The organism is Candidatus Epulonipiscium viviparus (genome assembly GCF_000171335.1).
Taxonomy (GTDB): domain Bacteria; phylum Bacillota; class Clostridia; order Lachnospirales; family Cellulosilyticaceae; genus Epulonipiscioides; species Epulonipiscioides viviparus.
This window is the reverse complement of record NZ_ABEQ01000006.1, coordinates 30,064-52,979: the sequence shown is the minus strand read 5'-3', so window position 1 is coordinate 52,979 and position 22,916 is coordinate 30,064. Positions and strand designations below refer to the sequence as shown.

At 36.9% G+C, this 22,916-nt stretch carries 14 protein-coding genes and 1 pseudogene; 2 read left to right on the top strand and 13 right to left on the bottom strand.

Annotated features, from left to right (window positions below):
- Positions 1 to 3 precede the first annotated feature (3 nt).
- The 4 genes from dxs to dnaX all read right to left on the bottom strand — a co-directional run bounded on the left by dxs (position 4) and on the right by dnaX (position 4,486).
- Entirely contained in the window at positions 4 to 1,857 is a 1,854-nt protein-coding gene (dxs, locus tag EPU_RS01765) for a 1-deoxy-D-xylulose-5-phosphate synthase (protein ID WP_010166203.1), read from the bottom strand.
- A gap of 103 nt (positions 1,858 to 1,960) precedes the next feature.
- A complete protein-coding gene (gene recR / locus EPU_RS01760) occupies positions 1,961 to 2,539 on the bottom strand; it encodes a recombination mediator RecR (protein WP_044149223.1) in 579 nt (192 codons plus the stop codon).
- 23 nt (positions 2,540 to 2,562) lie between these two features.
- Positions 2,563 to 2,904 carry a YbaB/EbfC family nucleoid-associated protein gene (locus EPU_RS01755; RefSeq protein WP_010166200.1) on the bottom strand — a complete coding sequence of 114 codons (342 nt, stop codon included), beginning with the start codon at positions 2,902 to 2,904 and terminating at the stop codon, positions 2,563 to 2,565.
- 13 nt (positions 2,905 to 2,917) lie between these two features.
- Positions 2,918 to 4,486 (bottom strand): DNA polymerase III subunit gamma/tau, encoded by a 1,569-nt coding sequence (gene dnaX, locus EPU_RS11165; RefSeq protein WP_010166198.1) that lies wholly within the window; start codon positions 4,484 to 4,486, stop codon positions 2,918 to 2,920.
- 151 nt (positions 4,487 to 4,637) lie between these two features.
- On the opposite strand from dnaX, the gene EPU_RS01745 reads away from it, so the two are divergent.
- Complete coding sequence (locus tag EPU_RS01745; RefSeq protein ID WP_010166197.1) at positions 4,638 to 5,186, top strand: NADH peroxidase; 549 nt, start codon at positions 4,638 to 4,640, stop codon at positions 5,184 to 5,186.
- A gap of 32 nt (positions 5,187 to 5,218) precedes the next feature.
- On the opposite strand, the gene EPU_RS01740 is transcribed toward EPU_RS01745, so the two are convergent.
- The 9 genes and pseudogenes from EPU_RS01740 to pheS form a co-directional block, all read right to left on the bottom strand.
- On the bottom strand, positions 5,219 to 5,662 hold the full coding sequence (locus EPU_RS01740) for a spore germination protein GerW family protein (RefSeq protein ID WP_010166195.1): 444 nt from the start codon (positions 5,660 to 5,662) through the stop codon (positions 5,219 to 5,221).
- The gene (locus tag EPU_RS01735) at positions 5,649 to 6,764 is read right to left on the bottom strand and encodes a hypothetical protein (RefSeq protein WP_010166193.1); all 1,116 of its coding nucleotides are present in this window, start codon (positions 6,762 to 6,764) and stop codon (positions 5,649 to 5,651) included. The genes EPU_RS01740 and EPU_RS01735 overlap by 14 nt, the downstream gene beginning before the upstream one ends.
- Complete coding sequence (locus EPU_RS01730; protein WP_010166190.1) at positions 6,758 to 7,066, bottom strand: hypothetical protein; 309 nt, start codon at positions 7,064 to 7,066, stop codon at positions 6,758 to 6,760. Before EPU_RS01730 ends, EPU_RS01735 begins: the two co-directional genes overlap by 7 nt.
- Positions 7,063 to 7,905, bottom strand: coding sequence for an agmatinase (gene speB / locus EPU_RS01725; protein ID WP_010166188.1), 843 nt, complete (start codon positions 7,903 to 7,905; stop codon positions 7,063 to 7,065). Before speB ends, EPU_RS01730 begins: the two co-directional genes overlap by 4 nt.
- Positions 7,898 to 8,761 carry a polyamine aminopropyltransferase gene (gene speE / locus EPU_RS14535; protein ID WP_010166186.1) on the bottom strand — a complete coding sequence of 288 codons (864 nt, stop codon included), beginning with the start codon at positions 8,759 to 8,761 and terminating at the stop codon, positions 7,898 to 7,900. Before speE ends, speB begins: the two co-directional genes overlap by 8 nt.
- Positions 8,762 to 8,854: 93 nt before the next feature.
- Positions 8,855 to 10,228, bottom strand: a pseudogene (locus EPU_RS14530) (aminotransferase class I/II-fold pyridoxal phosphate-dependent enzyme); the annotation flags it as partial.
- On the bottom strand, positions 10,218 to 11,048 hold the full coding sequence (gene speD / locus EPU_RS01710) for an adenosylmethionine decarboxylase (RefSeq protein WP_010166184.1): 831 nt from the start codon (positions 11,046 to 11,048) through the stop codon (positions 10,218 to 10,220). The pseudogene EPU_RS14530 and the gene speD, both read right to left, overlap by 11 nt.
- Positions 11,049 to 11,378: 330 nt before the next feature.
- Positions 11,379 to 13,763, bottom strand: coding sequence for a phenylalanine--tRNA ligase subunit beta (gene pheT / locus EPU_RS01705; protein WP_010166182.1), 2,385 nt, complete (start codon positions 13,761 to 13,763; stop codon positions 11,379 to 11,381).
- 51 nt (positions 13,764 to 13,814) lie between these two features.
- Positions 13,815 to 14,834, bottom strand: a complete 1,020-nt coding sequence (gene pheS / locus EPU_RS01700; RefSeq protein ID WP_010166180.1) for a phenylalanine--tRNA ligase subunit alpha — start codon at positions 14,832 to 14,834, stop codon at positions 13,815 to 13,817.
- Positions 14,835 to 15,075: 241 nt separating this feature from the next.
- On the opposite strand from pheS, the gene EPU_RS01695 reads away from it, so the two are divergent.
- Positions 15,076 to 22,896, top strand: a complete 7,821-nt coding sequence (locus tag EPU_RS01695) for a midas domain-containing protein (protein WP_010166176.1) — start codon at positions 15,076 to 15,078, stop codon at positions 22,894 to 22,896.
- Positions 22,897 to 22,916: the final 20 nt, after the last annotated feature.

Here is a 22,916-nt window from a genome sequence, read left to right as displayed (position 1 = left end):
TTTTTAAGTTTCCTTGTTCATTTTATCATTTATTATTGCTACCATTTGTTTAGGCAACATATTATATTTTTTTAATAATTCATCTATCTTTCCATGTTCTATAACACCATCTTCATAGCCAAATTGAATATATTTTTTTGACACGTCATTAGCCACCAATGCTCTTACAATCAAGCTAGCAAATCCGCCTGTCAAAACATGATCTTCTATTGTCACAACAGTGCTATAACCTTTTACCAATTCAATTAAAACATCAACATTTAATGGCGTTATAACAGGAATCTCAACTAAACCTGCTATTATATTATGGTCGCTTTGCAATTCTTTACATACTTCCAATCCCCAAATAGTTGCTTTTCCTGTTGCCATAATTAAAATTTCTTTACCTTTTATATGCACTACCGGACTTATATCCTGATTATAAATCACGGCACTCAATTCTGTTTCTTCTACATTTCCACGCGGATATCTTATCGCGACAGGTGTTTTTTTAACTAATGCATATTTTAATGCGCTTTTTATTTCACCTGGATATTTGGGTGACAAAATCGTCATGTTAGGAATATGCGAAAGATATGCTATATCAAATATTCCTTGATGCGTTTGCCCATCTTCTCCCACCAACCCAGCTCTATCAATTGCAAACACAACAGGTAAATTCTGCAATGCGCAATCATGTAAAATTTGATCATATGCCCTTTGCAAAAATGAAGAATATATTGCTACTACGGGCTTTATTCCCTCAATAGCCATGCCTGCTGCAAAAGTTACGGCATGCTGTTCGGCTATTGCTACATCAAAAAATCGTTTTGGAAATTTCTCACTAAATTTTTTTAGCCCCACGCCTTCTGTCATTGCAGCAGTTATGGCAACAATCTTATCATCATCTTTGGCTATATCAACAATAGCGTCTCCAAAGGCATCTGAGAAAGTATATTCAGATTGAGCCCTAACTGAAGAAACCCCATGATACTTTTCTGGCTCCTTTTCTGCTAAATAATGCCCTTTTCCTTTTATAGTATTAACATGAATTAATATTGGACCATTAATTGTTTTTGCCTGCGAAAAAATTTTAATTAATCCTTCTACATTATGCCCATCAATCGGTCCAAAATATTTAAATCCCATCTGATCAAATATTGTTTCAGGAATCACCATGTTTTTTAAACTATCTTTAGTATATTTAATTGTTCCTTTTAATGAATCTCCAATTTTAGGAATTTTTTCTAAGCAACGTATCACTTTTATTTTTACATTTTGATACTTTTGATTTGCTCTAAGCGATGTAAGGTATTTACTTATACCTCCAACATTTTTCGAAATACTCATCTCATTATCATTTAACACCACTATTAAGTTATTATTTGAACGCCCCGCATTGTTTAATGCTTCAAAAGCCATTCCTCCTGTTAAGGCCCCATCTCCTATCACTGCTATTACATTAAATTTTTCATTTTGTAAATCTCTTGCTGTTGCAATTCCCAATGCTGCAGAAATAGATGTCGAGCTATGCCCCGTTTCAAAAATATCATGTGGACTTTCTTGACGCTTTATAAATCCGCTTATTCCACCAAATTGCCTTAATGTTTTAAATTTTGTTTTTCTACTTGTCAAAATTTTGTGAGTATATGATTGATGCCCCACATCCCAGACTATTTTATCTTTTGGTGAATCAAAAACATAATGCAATGCTAGTGTCAACTCCACTACTCCCAAATTTGATGCCAGATGCCCTCCTGTTTTAGAAATAGATCTAATTAAAAATTGCCTGACCTCTTGCGAAAGAACTTCTAGCTGTTTTGTATCTAATTCTTTGATATCTGATACTTTTTTTATTTTTGATAAAATTTTAAACATAGTTCCTTCTTCCTTTTCCATTTATTAATTTTTTTTAGTATACTTTTTTTTTATTAATAAGGCAAGGGAATATAAATAAAAAAACGCCCACTAATAGGACGTTCTAAATTTCCATTCTACCCTGTAAGGCACGTGATAACGTTACTTCATCTACATACTCCAAATCTCCTCCAACTGGAACCCCATGTGCTATCCTAGTAGTTTTCACTCCAAGTGGTTTAGTGAGCTTACTAATATACATTGCTGTTGCTTCACCTTCTATATTTGGGTTAGTTGCTAATATTATCTCGTCTATTTTCTCGTTTTTTATTCTACTTAACAGTTCCTTAACCTTTATATCATTGGGTCCAACTCCCATAAGAGGTGAAATTGCTCCGTTTAATATGTGGTATACGCCTCGATATTCACCTGTTTTTTCATAGGCAGCCATATCTCGTGAATCCTCTACTACCATAATAAGATTCTTTTCTCGTCTATCATCTTTACAAATAGGACACAATACATCATCAGTCACGGTACAGCATTTTTCACAATAACGAATATTTTCCTTTGCTTCTACAATTGCTTTTGCCAACTGATCTACTTTATCTTTTGGCATAGAAATTATATAAAATGCCAGCCTACTTGCAGACTTTGTACCAATCCCCGGAAGCTTAGATAACTCTCCAATTAGCGAAAGCATCTTGCTTCCATAATAATTATTCACTAAAACAATCCTCCCATTCCTGGAGGCAGATTTCCACCAGTAATTTTAGCCATTTCTTTTTGAGATAATTCTTCCGCTTGTCTAAGAGCCTCATTAACAGCCGTCATAACTAGATCTTCTAAAGTTTCAATATCATCTGGATCTACTGCCTCTTCCTTGATTGTCACATTTCTTATTTCTTTATTAGCGCTCGCTACAACTTCTACGATGCCCCCTCCCACTGTTGCTGTTACAGTCAGGTCCGCCAATTTTTCTTGTGCTTCTTCCATCTGCTTTTGCATCTTTTGTGCTTGCTTCATCAGTTGCCCCATATTAGGCATTCCAAAATTTTGTTTTGACATTTTATATTCCTCCCTATTTTACTGCTGTAATTGAGTAATTTACTCTATTTCCAATCATTGATAATATTTCTGCTGCTGAATTTTGCGAATATATTACTTCATCTATAGCTCTTATAGTATATTCTTTACCTGTCACTTCTATAATTTTATCCCTTATTTCTTTTAACACACCTTCAGCCAATGTGGATCTTTTATTAGCTGCATTATTTTGCGATGATCTATCTACTATTTGTATAACATCATGTTCTACATACATTTCTAGAGTGCCAGCCTCAAATAATGACCTCGTTAATGACCACAATTTCGCTAAAACTTTCTCCCATATTGGCAAGAAAGTTTGGTATTCTTCAGACGTTGCCTTTACTCTTTCAATTTCTGTTACTACAGCTTCCTCGGAAGCCTTCTCCACTACTTTAATGCCGTTTTTTTTTACTTCTTCCAATTGTTTTTCTATCGAAAGCATTCTATCAAGAACAGAATCTTTTGACAAATCAACCTCTGGTGTACATAATTTTATAACCGCCACTTCTAGTGTAATTCTCGGAAATGTCGAAGTTTTCATCTCCATATCTAATTCTGTAAAATTCTTAATATATCTAAATATAGTCTCTATTGCTAATTCATTTGCTTGCTGCGTTAATTCTCTAACGTGCTCTTGCGTATAATCTAATATTTCAGTTTTTTGCTCTGTTGTTTTTGCTATCAATAAATTTCTGGTATGCATAAGCAAATCTTTTGCAAACTGCTTAATATTTCTGCCTTGTTGATTAATCTCATTACAAACTGCTATAGCTTTTGCTGCATCCATTTCTATCACTGCATTCATCATTTCAAAAAGTAGAGCGTTATCAACAGCCCCAACAAGTTTTAACACTTTACTATGTGTGATTTTCTCATCTATATAAAAGGAAATACACTGTTCTAATATACTTAACGCGTCTCTCATTCCACCATCTGCTAATCGTGCAATCAGTTCTACTGCCTCTTTTTCTATCTCAATATTTTCACGTTGCATATAGTCTAATAAGCAATCACAGATATCACTTGTACTAATTCGTCTAAAATCAAATCGCTGGCATCTAGATAAAACTGTTGCAGGAATCTTTTGAGGATCTGTTGTTGCTAAAATAAATACAACATATGGCGGTGGCTCCTCTAATGTTTTTAGCATCGCATTAAAGGCTGCTGGCGAAAGCATATGAACTTCATCTATAATATATACTTTATATACTCCCACCGCAGGTGTATATAATACTTCCTCATTAATCTGGCGAATATCATCGACTCCATTATGAGATGCTGCGTCCAACTCTATAATATTAACAAAAGCTCCCTCCGCGATCTCTTTGCAAACTACACATTTTTCACATGGTTTGCCGTCAACTGAATTTTTACAATTTATTGCTCGTGCAAAGATTTTAGCCGCTGTAGTTTTTCCTGTACCTCTACTACCAGTAAAAAGATAAGCATGAGCAATTCTATTTAATTTTATTTGATTCTTTAATGTTTTTGTAATATGCTCCTGCCCAACCATGTCCGAAAACTTTTGTGGACGGTACTTTCTATATAGTGTAAGATACATGCCTTTCCTTTCATTAATCTAAAAAAATCTATTGTTATTATATCAGCCTTATACTTTATATTATAGGCTACTTATAATAATTATAGTTGACTAACCCATCTCATAGATGCTATCGTAAATCTCATTAATTGACATTTATAGGAGGATCAAAATGGAAAAATTTATTTGTACTGTATGTGGATATATTCACGAAGGAACTGAACCACCTAAGCAATGCCCTATTTGTAAAGCACCTGCTAGTAAGTTCAAAAAACAAGAAGCAACTAACGGTCTTGTTTTTGCAGATGAACATGTTGTTGGTGTAGCTCAGGGGGTTGACCAACGAATCGTCGACGGTCTTCGTGCCAACTTCGAAGGTGAGTGTAGTGAAGTTGGAATGTATCTTGCCATGGCCAGAGTTGCTTATCGCGAAGGTTATCCAGAAATCGGAGTCTACTGGGAAAAAGCAGCTTTCGAAGAGGCCGAGCATGCCGCAAAGTTTGCTGAACTACTTGGCGAAGTTGTAACCGACTCTACCAAGAAAAATCTCGAAATGCGTGTTGCTGCCGAACATGGCGCCACTGCAGGTAAAAAAGAATTAGCAACTCTTGCGAAACAGCTTAATCTTGATGCGATTCATGATACTGTTCACGAAATGGCAAAAGATGAAGCTAGACACGGTAAAGCTTTCCAAGGTCTTCTACAAAGATTTTTTAGTTAGTCACCACACAAGCTCCTTTTTTCGGAGCTTTTTTAAAATATAAGTTCCTCATCTTCATCCACGTTATGTTCTACCGTTTGTTCTGTTTTCTTATTCACTTTTAATTTATTGAGTACATCCGGAATATTTGCTACAATTCCAGGCGCCATATCCAATAACTTACTAAGCCCATCTTGGTTTTTCAGACTAATCAACTGTGTCGTCCCATTTTGAATTACAAGTACAGCACTTGGAGAAATTTTTGCGCCCACACCTCCTGCATTTGCTCCCATCGGTCCATCAACATATCTTTCTTTTTCCTTATTTTTTTCCTTCAGTTTTGATGAGCTATTTCCGCCAATACCAAGCCCAAAACTTACATCTACTAACGGTACTAAAATTGTACTCTCTATATGGATTGGCTCTCCTACCACAGTTTTAGTCGTAATAAAATGTTCCAAATCTTTTAACAAACTTCCAATATTATTTTCTGTCATCATTTGATTCCTCTTTCTTCTCTGGTTTCATACTATCTAAAATCTCTTGCGTAAAAATTCTAAACGGTTTATACACTATAAGATTTAACATTATCAACATCAGTGTCGCAACATTAAATTGCCCCTTTATAAAAGCATCACCTTTAAGAACTTCATCACTAAAATTTCCATTAATTGTTCCATACGGAGCATAATAAGGATAAAACATAGCGCAAGCACCGATAATTTCTCCCGTTGTTGCTGCTGACTTTGCACCTACTTCCACTTCAAACTGAAATTTGTCTGGAGCTGTCGCTTTTATCGTTTTTTTCAATGCTGTTACAAATCTCGATACCGCATCGTGTCTATATTCACTATTTTTTATAGTACTAAAAACTTTTTTGTAATCAGTCTTTTCAGCATTTTCTTTAACTTTTTTCGCTTTAGCTTCTCTTTTGTCCCTACTCTCAGTATCATCAAATATAATACTAAAAGTAGAATTGAATTCTCTATCAAATTCCTCTGTTAAATTATAATTAAACACAATCTCAAACTCTTTTGCTAATGAAAAATTCATATTTCTTATAAACTCTTCATCTAATACTTGCTGAAATTCCTTATCTAATTCACCAACTTGATACACACAATTCTCTACAGGCTTTGGCATTTCAACTTCAGTTTTAATTCCCTTTATAAAAGTCTTGTATTTTCCAGTATCTGCCATATTCACTTTAGGCGTTTTTTCAGATGACGCTACATTCGCTTTAGATGTTTTTTCAGATGACGCTACATTCGCTTTAGGCGTTTTTTCAGATTGTGTTTTCTCCACATTTTTCTTAGTTTTCTTTGCCTTTAAGTCAACACCAAATCTTTTATTTTTCTTCTTTTTTTCTTTCGATGATGGATACACTAATTTATTAAATACATAAGCTTCAAATAACACTTTTTTATTAATATATTCAAATTGTATTTTAATAAAGTTCCAAAGCATAAACTTAATCTTCAATAATAATTGTTCCCAATTTTCCATATAAATAACATACTTATTCGGCAAAAATAAAATTAATATTATCACAGTCAGCAGAATAAAAAGAATACTTCCCGTCAATTGTAAAATTACCATAAACTTCTTTCCTTCTCCTTTAACTGTTTCAAAGATACTGTTCCTTTATTATAGATCTCATCAATAATATTTACTAAATATTCTAATATAATTTTCTTACTTTTGGCTAACCCTATCAAATAACACTCATCATAACTCTCATTTAAAAATTTACCCTGTATTATTTCCAATGTTTGCACGTTATCTCTTGCTGTACACAAAAAATATAGTCCTTTTGGATAGCGTCCCTTTGATATATTCTTTCTCATTTTTCGCAAAAATTTAATTTTTTTCTGAATTTGTACTCGTGCCGATATTTTCATAACATAAGCAAAACTTCTCTTACAACTTTACACGCCACTGCTGTTGATACCCCACTTTGATCATAGTGCGGTGCAAGCTCCACAATATCAGCTCCAACAAAATCCAGACCTTTTAAACATAATAGACTTTCTAAAAATTCGTTAAAACTCACACCACCTGGCTCCGGTGTTCCTGTTCCTGCAAATATAGAAGGGTCTAATACATCTAAATCAATTGTAAGATAAATTTTCTTTCCTTTCAATTGAGGTAAAACTTCTTTAATCATAGAAGCATTAAATTTATTTAAATAAGTATGTCTCTTAGCAAACTCAAATTCTTCTTTTGTTCCAGAACGTATTCCAAATTGAAAAATTCGTTTATCTCCTAAAATATCCCATGCTCTCTTTATAACACTAGCATGAGAGAGTTTCTCACCCAAATATTCTTCTCTCAAGTCTGTGTGCGCATCAAAATGAACTATGCACATATCTGGATATTGCTCTGCTAACGCCTCAATTACTCCCAAACTTACTAAGTGCTCTCCACCTAACATTAATGTTTTTTTTCCAGATATGCTAGATGTAAATTTATTAATGTTTTGCAAAACTCGCTCTGGATTTCCAAACGGAAAATCCAAATCTCCCACATCTGCTATTCTTTTATCTTCCAAATCTTCGTCTTGATACGGTGAATATGTCTCTAACCCAAATGAATCTCCTCTTATAGCCATAGGCCCAAAACGCGCTCCCGGTTTAAATGATGTCGTTCCATCAAATGGTGCCCCAAATATTACAATCTCCGCATCTTCAACTTCAGCTTCACATGAAATAAATTTCGGTCCCTTTATCATATCAAACATTTGCAGTATCCTCTAACATTTCTATTACGTATGTTGGCAACATAAACGATCCCACGTGCAAATTCGTATTATAATATTTAGTTTTTAGCCCCAGACTATTCCACTTGTCTGCCTTTAGGTCTACAATAGGATCTAATTCCTTAGACGCAAATCCAAATAACCAATGTCCAGATGGATATGTCGGCATATGAAATTGATACACCTTTGCTATCGGAAATGTTTCGCGAATTTTCTTCGATGAACGACGCATCTCATGAGCATAGCTTTCATAGTACGGGCTCTCATGTTGATTAATTAATATACCATTTTTTGTCAAAATTCTCTTGCAGTTATTATAAAAAGCATATGTGAATAGCCCTTCTCCTGGTCCTATTGGATCTGTCGAGTCTACCAAAATTAAATCATAGCTATTATCTGCACATTCTTGAACAAATTTTAATCCATCTTCAAAATACATCTTGAGGCGCACATCATTATCCAACTTACAAGCTGTTTGCTGCAAATATTTTTGGCATAAACGCACTACTCTTTCATCTATTTCTACCATATCTACCTGTTCCACACTGCTATATCTCAAAACTTCACGCGCTGTTCCTCCGTCTCCTCCGCCAATTATTAACACTTTCTTAACGTCTGGATTAACTGCCATAGGCACATGCACAATCATATCGTGATAAATAAACTCATCTTTTTCAGTTACCATCATAAGCCCATCTAATGTAAAAAACGTACCAAAGGTTTTACTTTTAAAAAAGTCTATTTCTTGAAATTCACTTTTCTCTGTATGAATATGTTCGCTTACCTGAATAGAAAACTTTGTATCGTTTTGATGATTTTCTGTATACCATAAATCCATAGAATTTTCCTCCAAATTTTTATCTATTATTAATATATTCTCTACAACTTCACTATCCTTCAAAATCATAACACTTTCTTGCATTAAGTACAGAAAATAGTCAATGAGCTTTCGATTAATCTTTTCTCCCGGAATAATTATTGGTATCCCTGGAGGGTAAATCATTACAACTTCTCCACATATTTGACCCACTGCCTGTCTTATGTCAACCTCTTTTTTGGCGTAATAGTACGCATCTCTTGGAGAAAGAATTGTTTTGGGAAACTCATTAAAGTGAATTGTATTTTTGCTCCCTTTATCTTTTTTATAGTATAACTCACTTATATTGGCAAGTGCAGTTACTAATTTATTTACTGTTTGTTCTGTATCTCCAAACGAAATAATTGCAAGGATCACAAATGGTTCTGCTAATTCAATTTGAATATTATACTTTTCTTTCAATAATGCATATACAAAAAATCCTGATACTGAAAGCTCTTTTACAGAAATAACCATTTTTAAATCATCGAAATCAAAGACTCCTTTTGCTTCAACATATTCTTCCCGCATTAGACAACTAAGTCCGTTCATCCTGTTTATTTCAGCTTTTGCCTTTGCCGCTATTTTATATAATGCATCTAGCCGCTCTTTTCCTTCTATCACAAGCATCCTTCTCGCTTCATCTATCGAACACATCAATAAGTATGATGCCGATGTCGTTTGCAATAAGTTAATTGCGCATCGCACTTTCTCTTTTGTAATTAATCCTGTATTTTGCAAAATTATAGAAGTTTGAGTGAGTGCTCCTCCCGTTTTATGCATACTCGTTGTTACAAGATCTGCTCCTAGCCTTGCTGGATTTACAGGTGTATATTCCGAAAATCCAAAATGCGCCCCATGTGCCATATCCACCAAAACCGCTATGCCTCGCTCATGACAAAATTTTATTATGCTTTTTAGGTTTGATGTTACACCAAAATATGTTGGGTGCAATACAAATACCGCTTTCACTGTCGGATTTAAATCCAACGCATGGGCTATCTTACTTAGTGTTACTCCATTTGATATCCCTAATTGTTCATCAATTTCAGAATCTATAAAAACTGGAATGCCTCCCGAGAGAATTAATGCGTTTATCGCAGATTTATGAACATTTCGAGGCAAAATTATTTTATCCCCAAATGATATCGCACTCATAATCATAGCTATTACACCACTGGTTGATCCGTTTACTAACATATATGCAAACTCGGCCCCATACGCATCTGCTAGCAAAACTTCTGCCTCTTTAATAATACTCTTTGGATTTGCCAGATTATCCACTGCTGGTGAAGAGTTTATGTCCATTTTTAATACCATTTCTCCCCACAAATCTGGTAAATGTGTTATGCCTTTTCCCATCTTATGCCCCGGAACATCAAAGCAGGTCGGCTCTGTTTTCACATAATCTAGTACCCCTCTAAGTAGGGGGGTTTTGTTATGATTCATCTATCTTGAACATGGCGTCTTTTACGTTGGTACCATAAAAAATTTCGTCCATTTCTCTCTTAACTTTTTTTGCTATTTCTCGACGCAGCCCCGGGTGTAGCTCTTCTTTTGTATAACCAAATAAATAATTATCTAAGTCAAATTCTTTGAGCTTGCATTTAGTATGAAAAATTTTATCTTGATAGATATTCACATCAATCATATTATACATATTAATCACATCATCTGGAATGTAGTTCTGTATCGAATTAATTTTGTGGTCAATAAACATCTTTTTGCCGGTGATATCTCTTGTAAATCCACGAATACGATAGTCTATCGTCATTATGTCTGCATCAAAACAGTGTATCAAATAATTAAGCGCTTTTAGGGGTGAAATCTCGCCACATGTAGATACATCAATATCTGCTCTAAATGTACTTATTCCTTCATGTGGATGGTATTCCGGATATGTGTGCACAGTTATATGACTTTTATCCAAATGAGCTGCTATTGCACCTGGGATTGGTCCCGGAGATGCTGTGTGTACCTGAATCTCTTGCTCTCTTGCATTTACAGGACCTTCTGATACTAAAATTGTCACACTTGCTCCTTGCGGTTCGTAGTCTTGTTTTGCAATATTTAAGACGTTAGCTCCTATAATTTCTGTCACCGTTGTCAAGATATGTGTCAGTCTATCTGCATTATACTGTTCATCAATGTATTCAATATACGCGGTTCGGTCAGCTTCATTTTTTGTATAACAAATGTCATACATATTAAAACTTAAAGTTTTGGTTAGGTTATTAAATCCATGTAGTTTTAGCCTAGATGAACTCAATTTACAATACCCCCTTTTAATTAATATTAATATCATTATGATTATATTTTAATTCATTCACATAAGCAAGGGGTGAGCTAGTTCCACTTATAAAAGATATCAAAGTTTTTCCTTAACTTCTTTCCAACACTAATACCTCTATCGAAACTTTTGAAGCTCTTATTTTGTTATATTTTTTAAACCTTTTCATATTTCACTATTGAGTAAGCTTATATTTCTTTTGCTCACTAAATTATAGTGTTGACATTTTTTATATTTCATAAACCTCTCACAAAAATAATTTTTAAAAGTTTAATAAAATGGCCCCCCTATCACTAGAGAGGCTTCAACTTATGCTCTTAACTTCGCGGCAAAATTAGTTTCTAATCCATTCAAAATTTTCTTGATGCTTTTACTTACTTCCTCATCGGTTAATGTCTTATCTTTAGCTCTAAATACCAAGTTAAATGCTACAGATTTTTGTCCCGTTTCAACTTGCTCCCCTTCATACACATCAAATAATTCTGTGCCCACAAGGATTTTCCCACCACGCTGATTTATCAATTTGATCATATCTCCAACTAACTCTTCTCGACTCACTATCACTGCTAAGTCTCTTGTCATACTTGGAAATTTTGGAAGCGGCTTATACACTCGCTCGGTTTGCGCAACATCGATTAACGTTCTCAAATCTAATTCCATTATATAGACTTTTTGACTGAATCCATAGCTTTTCAATACTTCCGGATGCACTTCACCCAAAAATCCTACAATCTTATTTCCTACCAACAGGTTTGCACATCTCCCTGGATGCATAAATGCCAATTCTTGGTTCCTATCATACGATGCGTCTTTAATATTCAGTGCTTTTATAAGCGTTTCTGCAATGCCCTTTATATCAAAGAAGTCTGCCTCTGGTCCATACAATCCTACCGTCACTTTTTCTACTTCACTAGGCAATTCCAATTCCGTTTTTGCCTTAAAAAAAACTTTCCCAATTTCATATAACGCGGCAGATTCGTTGCGCTTACTATTATTCAAACTGAGTGCGTTTAACATCGCATTTGCAGTGGTAGTTCGCATTATACTAAAGTCTTCGCCCAATGGGTTTTGAATCACGACGGCATCTCTTAGCTCCTCGTCAATTCCCAATTTATCAAATGTTTTTGGCGATTCTATTGTATAGGTGCGAATTCCATATGCTCCACAATTTCGAAGCGTTTCTTTAATCTTATCTTCTACTTTTTGCTCGTACGTTTTTCCTCCCACTGTTGGTGTCGCTCTTTCTAATGTTACCGGAATTTTGTCATATCCATATATTCTAGCAACTTCTTCTGCCAAATCTGCTTTCATTGTTACATCCGGTCTAGTTGTCGGAATCGTTACTGTTCCATCTGCATTTACCACAAATCTCACTCGTCTAAATATTGCTTCCATCTCTGCTTTCGAAATTTTGATGCCCAAAAATGAGTTAATCCATTCCACATCATATGGTATTGTAATCGGCTCTCTTGGAACAGGATAAATATCTATAACTCCTGCTAACACATCTCCAGCTTCTGTCATATTTATTAGCTGTGCCGCACGGTCGAGTGCACAAGAAATTATTTCTGGATCTATGCCCTTTACATATTTTTTGGACGAATCACTCATTATTCCCAGTTTTTTGGAAGTTTGTCGCACCGAAAACGCGTTGAAGTTTGCACATTCAAACAATATTGTTGTTGTTTCTTCTGTAACTTTTGTATCTTCGCCACCCATAACTCCTGCAACTGCGACAGGCTTTTCTGCATCTGCGATTATCAACATTGTATCATCCAGTTTTATCGTATCTCCCAACAATGTTGTCATCTCTTCGCCGTTCTTCGCTAGTCGAACGTTTATTTCTGCCCCTGCCAACTTATCATAATCAAACGCATGCATTGGTTGCCCAAACTCTAGCAATAAAAAATTTGTGATGTCTACAATATTATTTATCGGTCTCAACCCAGCCGATATCAATTTGTCTTGTAGCCACTTCGGAGAACTCTTTACTTTTACGTTTTTAATAATTCTTGCTGCATATCTATTACAAAGTTCTGGCGATGCAATCGCAATCTTGGCTAGCTTTGTGCCATCTTCTTTCGTTTCTGCTACTTCTATTTTAGGAAACATAAATGCTGTATCGAAGGTTGCTGCCACTTCTGTTGCTATTCCCAAAATGCTAAAGCAATCAGATCTATTAGACGTAATTTCGTATTCTACAACTTGCTCTCCCAATCCAAAGTATGGCTTCGCATCTTCTCCCAATTTCATGTTTTCTGGATTCAAAAATATATAGATCCCATCATCTGGTGCGTCTGGAAACTGCTCTTTGGATAAACCCAACTCTTCCACAGAGCAAAACATTCCGTTAGATTCTACTCCTCTCAAATTGCTTTTCTTAATTTTTAATCCATTTGCTAGGTCTGCCCCTGCTAATGCCACCGGAACAACGTCTCCCACTTGCAAGTTTGTCGCTGCAGTTACGATTTGTATCACTTCTGCTCCTATATCACATTTCATGACGCGCAGTCTTTTTGCATCCGGATGTTTCTCTTCTGCGACAACTTTTCCTACAACTACATTTGTAATATCTTTTCCACTTTCTTCTACTTTTTCTACTTTAGAACCTGTAAGAGTCATTTTATCAACAAAAGTTTTTATGTCTGCGTCAATATTTACATACTCTTTTAGCCATGACATTGGTACGTTCATGTTTTCCTCCAATTTGTTGCTTTCTTCTGCAACTGTATATTTCGTTATTTCTTAAAATTGATCCAAAAATCTTACGTCATTTTCGTAAAATAATCTTATATCATTAATATTATATTTTAACATCGTCAATCTCTCAATTCCCATCCCAAATGCAAATCCTTGATATTTGCTACTATCAATTCCCGACATCTCTAACACATTTGGATGCACCATTCCACATCCTAAAATTTCTATAAATCCTTCTCCTTTACATACTGAACAACCTTTTCCTCCACACATTACACATGTTACATCCACTTCTGCACTTGGCTCAGTAAACGGAAAATAGTGTGGTCTAAACTTTACTTCTACTTTATCTCCAAAGAATTTTTTGGCAAATTCTGCCAGTACTCCTTTTAGATCTCCAAAGGTAATATCTTTATCTATTACCAACCCTTCTATTTGGTGAAAAATTGGCGAGTGTGTTGCGTCCACTTCATCGGATCGATACACTTTTCCTGGCGCTACCATTCTAATAGGAAGCTCTTGGTTCTCCATTGTATGAACTTGCACTGGCGATGTTGCGGTCCTTAGCATTGTATCTGCTGTTATATAGAACGTATCTTGCTCATCACGCGCCGGATGCTCTTTCCCCAAATTTAATGCATCGAAATTGTAATATCCGCTTTCAATTTCTCTCCCAGATACGATTTCATATCCCATCCCAATAAATATATTAGACAACTCTTCTAACGTTTTATCCAGAGGATGCATTTTTCCTATTGCTACTTTTTTTGCCGGAAGCGTAATATCTATCACTTCATTAGCTATTTTTTGATCTTGTTCTGATTTTTCGAGTGCAACTTTCTTATCTTTCAATGCAGCTTCTAATGCCTCGCGAATTTCGTTTGCCACTTGTCCTACAATTGGACGCTCTTCTTTTGACAGGTTTTTCATACTTTTCAGTACTGCTGTCAATTCTCCTTTTTTTCCTAAATATTTAACTCTGATATCTTCGAGTTCTCTCACAGTTTTTGACGTTTCTATTTCATTTGTTGCCGATTTTTTTATATTTTCTAATTGTTCTTTCATTATAGTCTCCTTTCATCTAACTTTCTTAATTTTACTCTTTTTTTTTATTGTGTCAACCTCTCTAATCCAATCTATCATAAATTTTCCTCATAATTGAATTTTGCTCAAAAGTATGTTAATATTATCCCTTGAAAAAAAAATAACTAATTTTATATATTCTACATATAATCCAGAGTATGTGGATATGCTATTTAGTTATTTTCATAATATAAAAATTATACTTATTAAAAAGGAGTTTAATATGCAATTTAAAAAAAACTTTAGTAAAACTGTCCCTAAAAATGTTGATATTCTTCCCAAGCTAGAACAATTCGAAAATCATTTGCGCAACTGCAATTATCAGCTACGGAATATGCCCAACAGCTATTATATTCGTACTATTCGCAAATCTAAAAGTGAAGAAATCTTTAAATTCCGTCTTGATAGGGCCAATCGTATCCTATTTAAATTTGATGCTTCTGGAAAAAATATTGTATATTTAGGTTATGTAACTCATGATGCTCAGGAAAGGGATGCCCGTTCACTTAATTATAACCATATTAAATTGGCTCCTCATTCTATTACTCGCACAATTAAAAAAGTTCACACTATTCTCGATGTCACTCCGGTTCTTAATAATCAAATTTTTTTGGCAAAAGGGACTGGTAAAACTATTCTTCCTTTAGAAAAATTAACTGCTGGACAAACCTTATATCTCACTGCTTCTCGGCTTGCTTTAGAGATCGCCCAATCTAATTATCCCGCGGCCACTGCCGATTTTACCTCTGCGACCGCTGCATTAGCACAAGTTGCGGGTATATCTAACGACCAAATTCAATCTGCTGCTGCCACTATCACTTGGCTCAAAGCTCAAACCGGATTTCAAATCGTAAGCAAAAAGGAAATTTCAGAAATAGCTGCCGAAATCTCAGAAATAATCAAAGGTTACTCTATTCATCATACTCTGTTTCCTTTACATGAATATAAAAAATTTCCGTATTCCAAGTTCAGTCACAGTGCGAAAGAACAAGTTTACAAGCTCGCTCAGGCCTATCAAGATTTTTTAGATGAATCGAATTTATTTGATGCTAATGATATTGCAAAGAAAGTTTTGCGACTCTCAAAAGTTCCCGATTACGATTTAATTATTGCCGATGAAGCTCATAAATTTACCAAGGCACAGATTGCTGCCATCTCTAGGTTATCTTCTACCAAAATTATTTGGACTGGCGACCCCAATCAACTGCTGTATTTACCATTTTCTGCACTATTTGCACCCAATATGTATTGCGGATTCTCTGAAATAAATTACAGATCCATTAAAGAACTGTCAGAATTTGTTAACGAAGTATCTTATCTCCGACAGTCTTTTTGCGAAAGAACTTTTTATGATTATACAGAAGTTGGTGCCAGAAATGGTCCTTTTCCACATATGGTTAAGTTGAAAGATCAAAAAGCTCTCTTTGCTTCCATTGCTGATAAACACTATTTTGCTATCGTTGTTGGTAGCGAAAAAATTAAGAATACATTAGCCAAAAAATATAACATTGCTATTGGTAGATTATTTTTGGTCAACGAAATTCGTGGTTTGGAATACGAAAATATTTATTGCTATGATATTATGTCTTCCGCCAAGGCTGATTGGGCCAAAATATTAAGTGGTGCAGATACAAATAAAAATCGTATCCGCCATTATTTCAATATTTTTTACACTGCCATTACCGCTGCTAAATCTCATCTATTTATTTATGAATCCAAAGAATTTGATTTTGAACCCTTTGAATTTTGCGAAACGCTTAGGAGCTACAATGTAGAGTTCTTTGCAACCAAAAAGCTGTCTTCCAAAGAGGATTGGGAATTTGAAGCGCATCGTCTTGCTCTTATCGAAACAGCGGATCCATCCGCTATTGCTTTCGCTCAGGAACAGGCTCTTCACGCAACTTCTACCAAAGAAAATAAGCCAGATAAAGTTTTATACAAGCAAGGACTTGATTATTTGGTCTTGGAAAAGAATAAGCCTGTTAAAAAATGTGTTCAAGATGAAGATATTGTGTCTAAAAAAGTAAAAAATGGGCAAGAATTATATTTTGACCTGACAATTTGCACCAAATGCGTTGATTATGATTTATGTATTGCTAATGAAGCCGACGATCAGAAAGCTGTTAGAATAAAAGATTCTTCCATTAAAATGGTATTGAAGGAAAAAGCAAAAATAGCTGAATCTACAGTCGCGCCTGCTGCTTTCATAGAAAAAGAACGCATTGCAACCGTGTCATTCGAAGAAATTGAGGCCATCTCTATCACTGGCAAAACTGCCGCTGAATACGAAGTTCATGAAGTTTACGAGCCTGAAATTACTGATATTGATGCTGACGAATCTTCAACAACTTCAGTGGCTTCTCATGCTGATGATGCCTCCGATGATGCTGATGAATCTTCAACAACTCCAGTAGCTTCTCATGCTGATGATGCCTCCGATGATGCTGATGAATCTTCAACAACTCCAGTAGCTTCTCATGCTAATGATGCCTCCGATGATGCTGACGAATCTTCAACAACTCCAGTAGCTTCTCATGCTAATGATGCTTCTAATAATGCTGCTAAGAAATCTTCGGCAACTCCATTGGCTTCTCATGCTGATGATGCCTCCGATGATGCTGACGAATCTTCAACAATTACAGTGGCTTCTCATGCTGATGATGCCTCCGATGATGCTGACGAATCTTCAACAATTACAGTGGCTTCTCATGCTAATGATGCCTCCGATGATGCTGATGAATCTTCAACAACTCCAGTAGCTTCTCATTCTGATGATGCCTCCGATGATGCTGATGAATCTTCAACAACTCCAGTAGCTTCTCATGCTGATGATGCCTCCGATGATGCTGACGAATCTTCAACAATTACAGTGGCTTCTCATTCTGATGATGCCTCCGATGATGCTGATGAATCTTCAACAACTCCAGTAGCTTCTCATGCTAATGATGCCTCCGATGATGCTGATGAATCTTCAACAACTCCAGTAGCTTCTCATGCTGATGATGCCTCCGATGATGCTGATGAATTTTCAACAACTACGGCTTCTCATGACGATGCTTCTGATAATACTAAGAAATCTTCGGCAACTACCGCGGCTTCTCATGCTGATGCTTCTGATAATGCTGATGAATCTTCAACAACTCCAGTGGCTTCTCATGACGATGCTTCCAATAATGCTGCTAAGAAATCTTCGGCAACTCCATTGGCTTCTCATGCTGATGATGCCTCCGATGATGCTGATGAATCTTCAACAACTCCAGTAGCTTCTCATGCTAATGATGCCTCCGATGATGCTGATAAATCTTCAACAACTCCAGTGGCTTCTCATGACGATGCTTCTGATAATGCTGATGAAACTGCTCCAGCTGCAATTAAATTGACCTCTGAAATTCATGTTCTTTCTGATAATGATGATGAATCTGTTTCTAAGATTGATGACATTCTAGCTGAAGCACACAAATCTATCGCAACTACAACAGCTTCTCATGCTGATGATGCCTCCGATGATGCTGATGAATCTTCAACAACTACCGCGGCTTCTCATGACGATGCTTCCAATAATGCTAAGAAATCTTCGGCAACTACAACGGCTTCTCATGCTGATGATGCCTCTAATAATGCTGCTAAGAAATCTTCGGCAGTTACAGTGGCTTCTCATGACGATGCTTCTGATAATGCTGATGAATCTTCAACAACTACCGCGGCTTCTCATGCTGATGATGCTTCCGATGATGCTGATAAATCTTCAACAACTACCGCGGCTTCTCATGAAGATGCTTCCGATAATGCTAAGAAATCTTCGGCAACTCCAGTGGCTTCTCATGAAGATGCTTCTGATAATGCTGATGAATCTTCAACAACTACCGTGGCTTCTCATGAAGATGCTTCTGATAATGCTGATAAATCTTCAACAACTACGGCTTCTCATGCTGATGCTTCTGATAATGCTGATGAAACTGCTCCAGCTGCAATTAAATTGACCTCTGAAATTCATGTTCTTTCTGATAATGATGATGAATCTGTTTCTAAGATTGATGACATTCTAGCTGAAGCACACAAATCTATCGCAACTACAACGGCTTCTCATGACGATGCTTCCAATAATGCTAAGAAATCTTCGGCAACTACCGCGGCTTCTCATGACGATGCTTCTGATAATGCTGATAAATCTTCAACAACTATCACGGCTTCTCATGAAGATGCTTCTGATAATGCTGATAAATCTTCGGCAACTACCGCGGCTTCTCATGCTGATGCTTCTGATAATGCTAAGAAATCTTCGGCAACTACCGCGGCTTCTCATGACGATGCTTCTGATAATGCTGATGAATCTTCAACAACTACCGCGGCTTCTCATGACGATGCTTCTGATAATGCTGATGAATCTTCAACAACTACCGCGGCTTCTCATGACGATGCTTCCGATAATGCTAAGAAATCTTCGGCAACTCCAGTGGCTTCTCATGAAGATGCTTCTGATAATGCTGATGAATCTTCAACAACTCCAGTGGCTTCTCATGACGATGCTTCTGATAATGCTGATGAATCTTCAACAACTCCAGTGGCTTCTCATGACGATGCTTCTGATAATGCTAAGAAATCTTCGGCAACTCCAGTGGCTTCTCATGACGATGCTTCTGATAATGCTGGTAAATTTTGGGCAACCACAACGGCTTCTCATGAAGATGCTTCCGATAATACTGATAAATCTCCAACAACTACGGCTTCTCATGCTGATGATGCCTCTGGTAATGCTGATGAAACTGCTCCAGCTGCAATTAAATTGACCTCTGAAATTCATGTTCTTTCTGATAATGATGATGAATCTGTTTCTAAGATTGATGACATTCTAGCTGAAGCACACAAATCTATCGCAACTACCGCGGCTTCTCATGCTGATGCTTCTGATAATGCTAAGAAATTTTCGGCAACTACCGCAGCTTCTCATGACGATGCTTCTGATAATGCTGATAAATCTTCAACAACTACGGCTTCTCATGCTGATGATGCTTCTGATAATGCTGATGAAACTGCTCCAGCTGCAATTAAATTGACCTCTGAAATTCATGTTCTTTCTGATAATGATGATGAATCTGTTTCTAAGATTGATGACATTCTAGCTGAATCACACAAATCTATCGCAACTACAACAGCTTCTCATGAAGATGCTTCCAATAATGCTAAGAAATCTTCGGCAACTCCAGTGGCTTCTCATGACGATGCTTCTGATAATGCTGGTAAATTTTGGGCAACCACAACGGCTTCTCATGAAGATGCTTCTGATAATGCTGATGAATCTTCAACAACTACCGCGGCTTCTCATGACGATGCTTCTGATAATGCTAAGAAATCTTCGGCAACTACCGCGGCTTCTCATGACGATGCTTCTGATAATGCTAAGAAATCTTCGGCAACTACCGCGGCTTCTCATGCTGATGCTTCTGATAATGCTAAGAAATCTTCGGCAACTCCAGTGGCTTCTCATGACGATGCTTCTGATAATGCTGATAAATCTTCAACAACTACGGCTTCTCATGCTGATGATGCCTCCGATGATGCTGATGAATCTTCAACAACTACCGCGGCTTCTCATGACGATGCTTCCAATAATGCTAAGAAATCTTCGGCAACTCCAGTGGCTTCTCATGACGATGCTTCTGATAATGCTGGTAAATTTTGGGCAACCACAACGGCTTCTCATGAAGATGCTTCTGATAATGCTACGAAATCTTCGGCAACTACCGCGGCTTCTCATGACGATGCTTCTGATAATGCTGATGAATCTTCAACAACTACCGCGGCTTCTCATGACGATGCTTCTGATAATGCTAAGAAATCTTCGGCAACTACAACGGCTTCTCATGCTGATGATGCCTCCGATGATGCTGATAAATCTTCAACAACTCCAGTAGCTTCTCATGCTAATGATGCCTCCGATGATGCTGACGAATCTCCAACAATTACAGTGGCTTCTCATGCTGATGATGCCTCCGATGATGCTGATGAATCTTCAACAACTCCAGTAGCTTCTCATGCTAATGATGCCTCCGATGATGCTGACGAATCTCCAACAATTACAGTGGCTTCTCATGCTGATGATGCCTCCGATGATGCTGACGAATCTTCAACAATTACAGTGGCTTCTCATGCTGATGATGCCTCCGATGATGCTGACGAATCTTCAACAATTACAGTGGCTTCTCATGCTAATGATGCCTCCGATGATGCTGACGAATCTTCAACAATTACAGTGGCTTCTCATGCTGATGCTTCTGATAATGCTACGAAATCTTCGGCAACTCCAGTGGCTTCTCATGCTGATGATGCCTCCGATGATGCTGATAAATCTTCAACAACTACGGCTTCTCATGCTGATGATGCCTCTGGTAATGCTGATGAAACTGCTCCAGCTGCAATTAAATTGACCTCTGAAATTCATGTTCTTTCTGATAATGATGATGAATCTGTTTCTAAGATTGATGACATTCTAGCTGAAGCACACAAATCTATCGCAACTACAACAGCTTCTCATGACGATGCTTCTGATAATGCTGATGAATCTTCAACAACTACCGCGGCTTCTCATGACGATGCTTCTGATAATGCTACGAAATCTTCGGCAACTACCGCGGCTTCTCATGATGATGCTTCTGATAATGCTAAGAAATCTTCGGCAACTCCAGTGGCTTCTCATGAAGATGCTTCTGATAATGCTACGAAATCTTCGGCAACTACCGCGGCTTCTCATGATGATGCTTCCGATAATGCTAAGAAATCTTCGGCAACTACCACGGCTTCTCATGCTGATGCTTCTGATAATGCTGATGAAACTGCTCCAGCTGCAATTAAATTGACCTCTGAAATTCATGTTCTTTCTGATAATACTGATGAATCTGTTTCTAAGATTGATGACATTCTAGCTGAAGCACACAAATCTATCGCAACTACAACAGCTTCTCATGCTGATGCTTCCAATAATGCTAAGAAATCTTCGGCAACTACCGCGGCTTCTCATGACGATGCTTCTGATAATGCTACGAAATCTTCGGCAACTACCGCGGCTGCTCATGAAGATGCTTCTGATAATGCTACGAAATCTTCGGCAACTACAACGGCTTCTCATGAAGATGCTTCTGATAATGCTGATGAAACTGCTCCAGCTGCAATTAAATTGACCTCTGAAATTCATGTTCTTTCTGATAATACTGATGAATCTGTTTCTAAGATTGATGACATTCTAGCTGAAGCACACAAATCTATCGCAACTACAACAGCTTCTCATGCTGATGCTTCTGATAATGCTGGTAAATTTTGGGCAACTACAACGGCTTCTCATGACGATGCTTCTGATAATGCTAAGAAATCTTCGGCAACTACAACGGCTTCTCATGCTGATGCTTCTGATAATGCTAAGAAATCTTCGGCAACTACCGCGGCTTCTTATGACGATGCTTCTGATAATGCTAAGAAATCTTCGGCAACTACAACGGCTTCTCATGCTGATGCTTCTGATGATGCTACGAAATCTTCGGCAACTACCGCGGCTTCTCATGAAGATGCTTCCAATAATGCTACGAAATCTTCGGCAACTACCGCGGCTTCTCATGCTGATGATGCCTCCGATGATGCTGATGAATCTTCAACAACTACGGCTTCTCATGCTGATGCTTCTAATAATGCTAAGAAATCTTCGGCAACTACCGCGGCTTCTCATGCTGATAATGCCTCCGATGATGCTGATAAATTTGATGACAGAGCCATTGATGTAACTGCTTTTGAAGAGTTTGTCGATGCTCACCTTTTGGAAGATAATGCCATTTTGGATTTTATCGAACCCCCTGCTGACCTTGCGATTTCAGTATTCAGAGCCGAACATATCGACTCCGATTTGGCTGGCGAACTCAAAATTGCCAAAGTTATTAAACAACCTATTAACAAATCTGCTCTCAAACGCAAGTTCTACAAAACTTTAACTGTTCAGGCGTTAACTGTTGTAGCATGTTTGATGGTTATTAAACTAGTTAGCCAGGCATCGAAGCGCTAAGTTTTTAATTTTTATGGTCA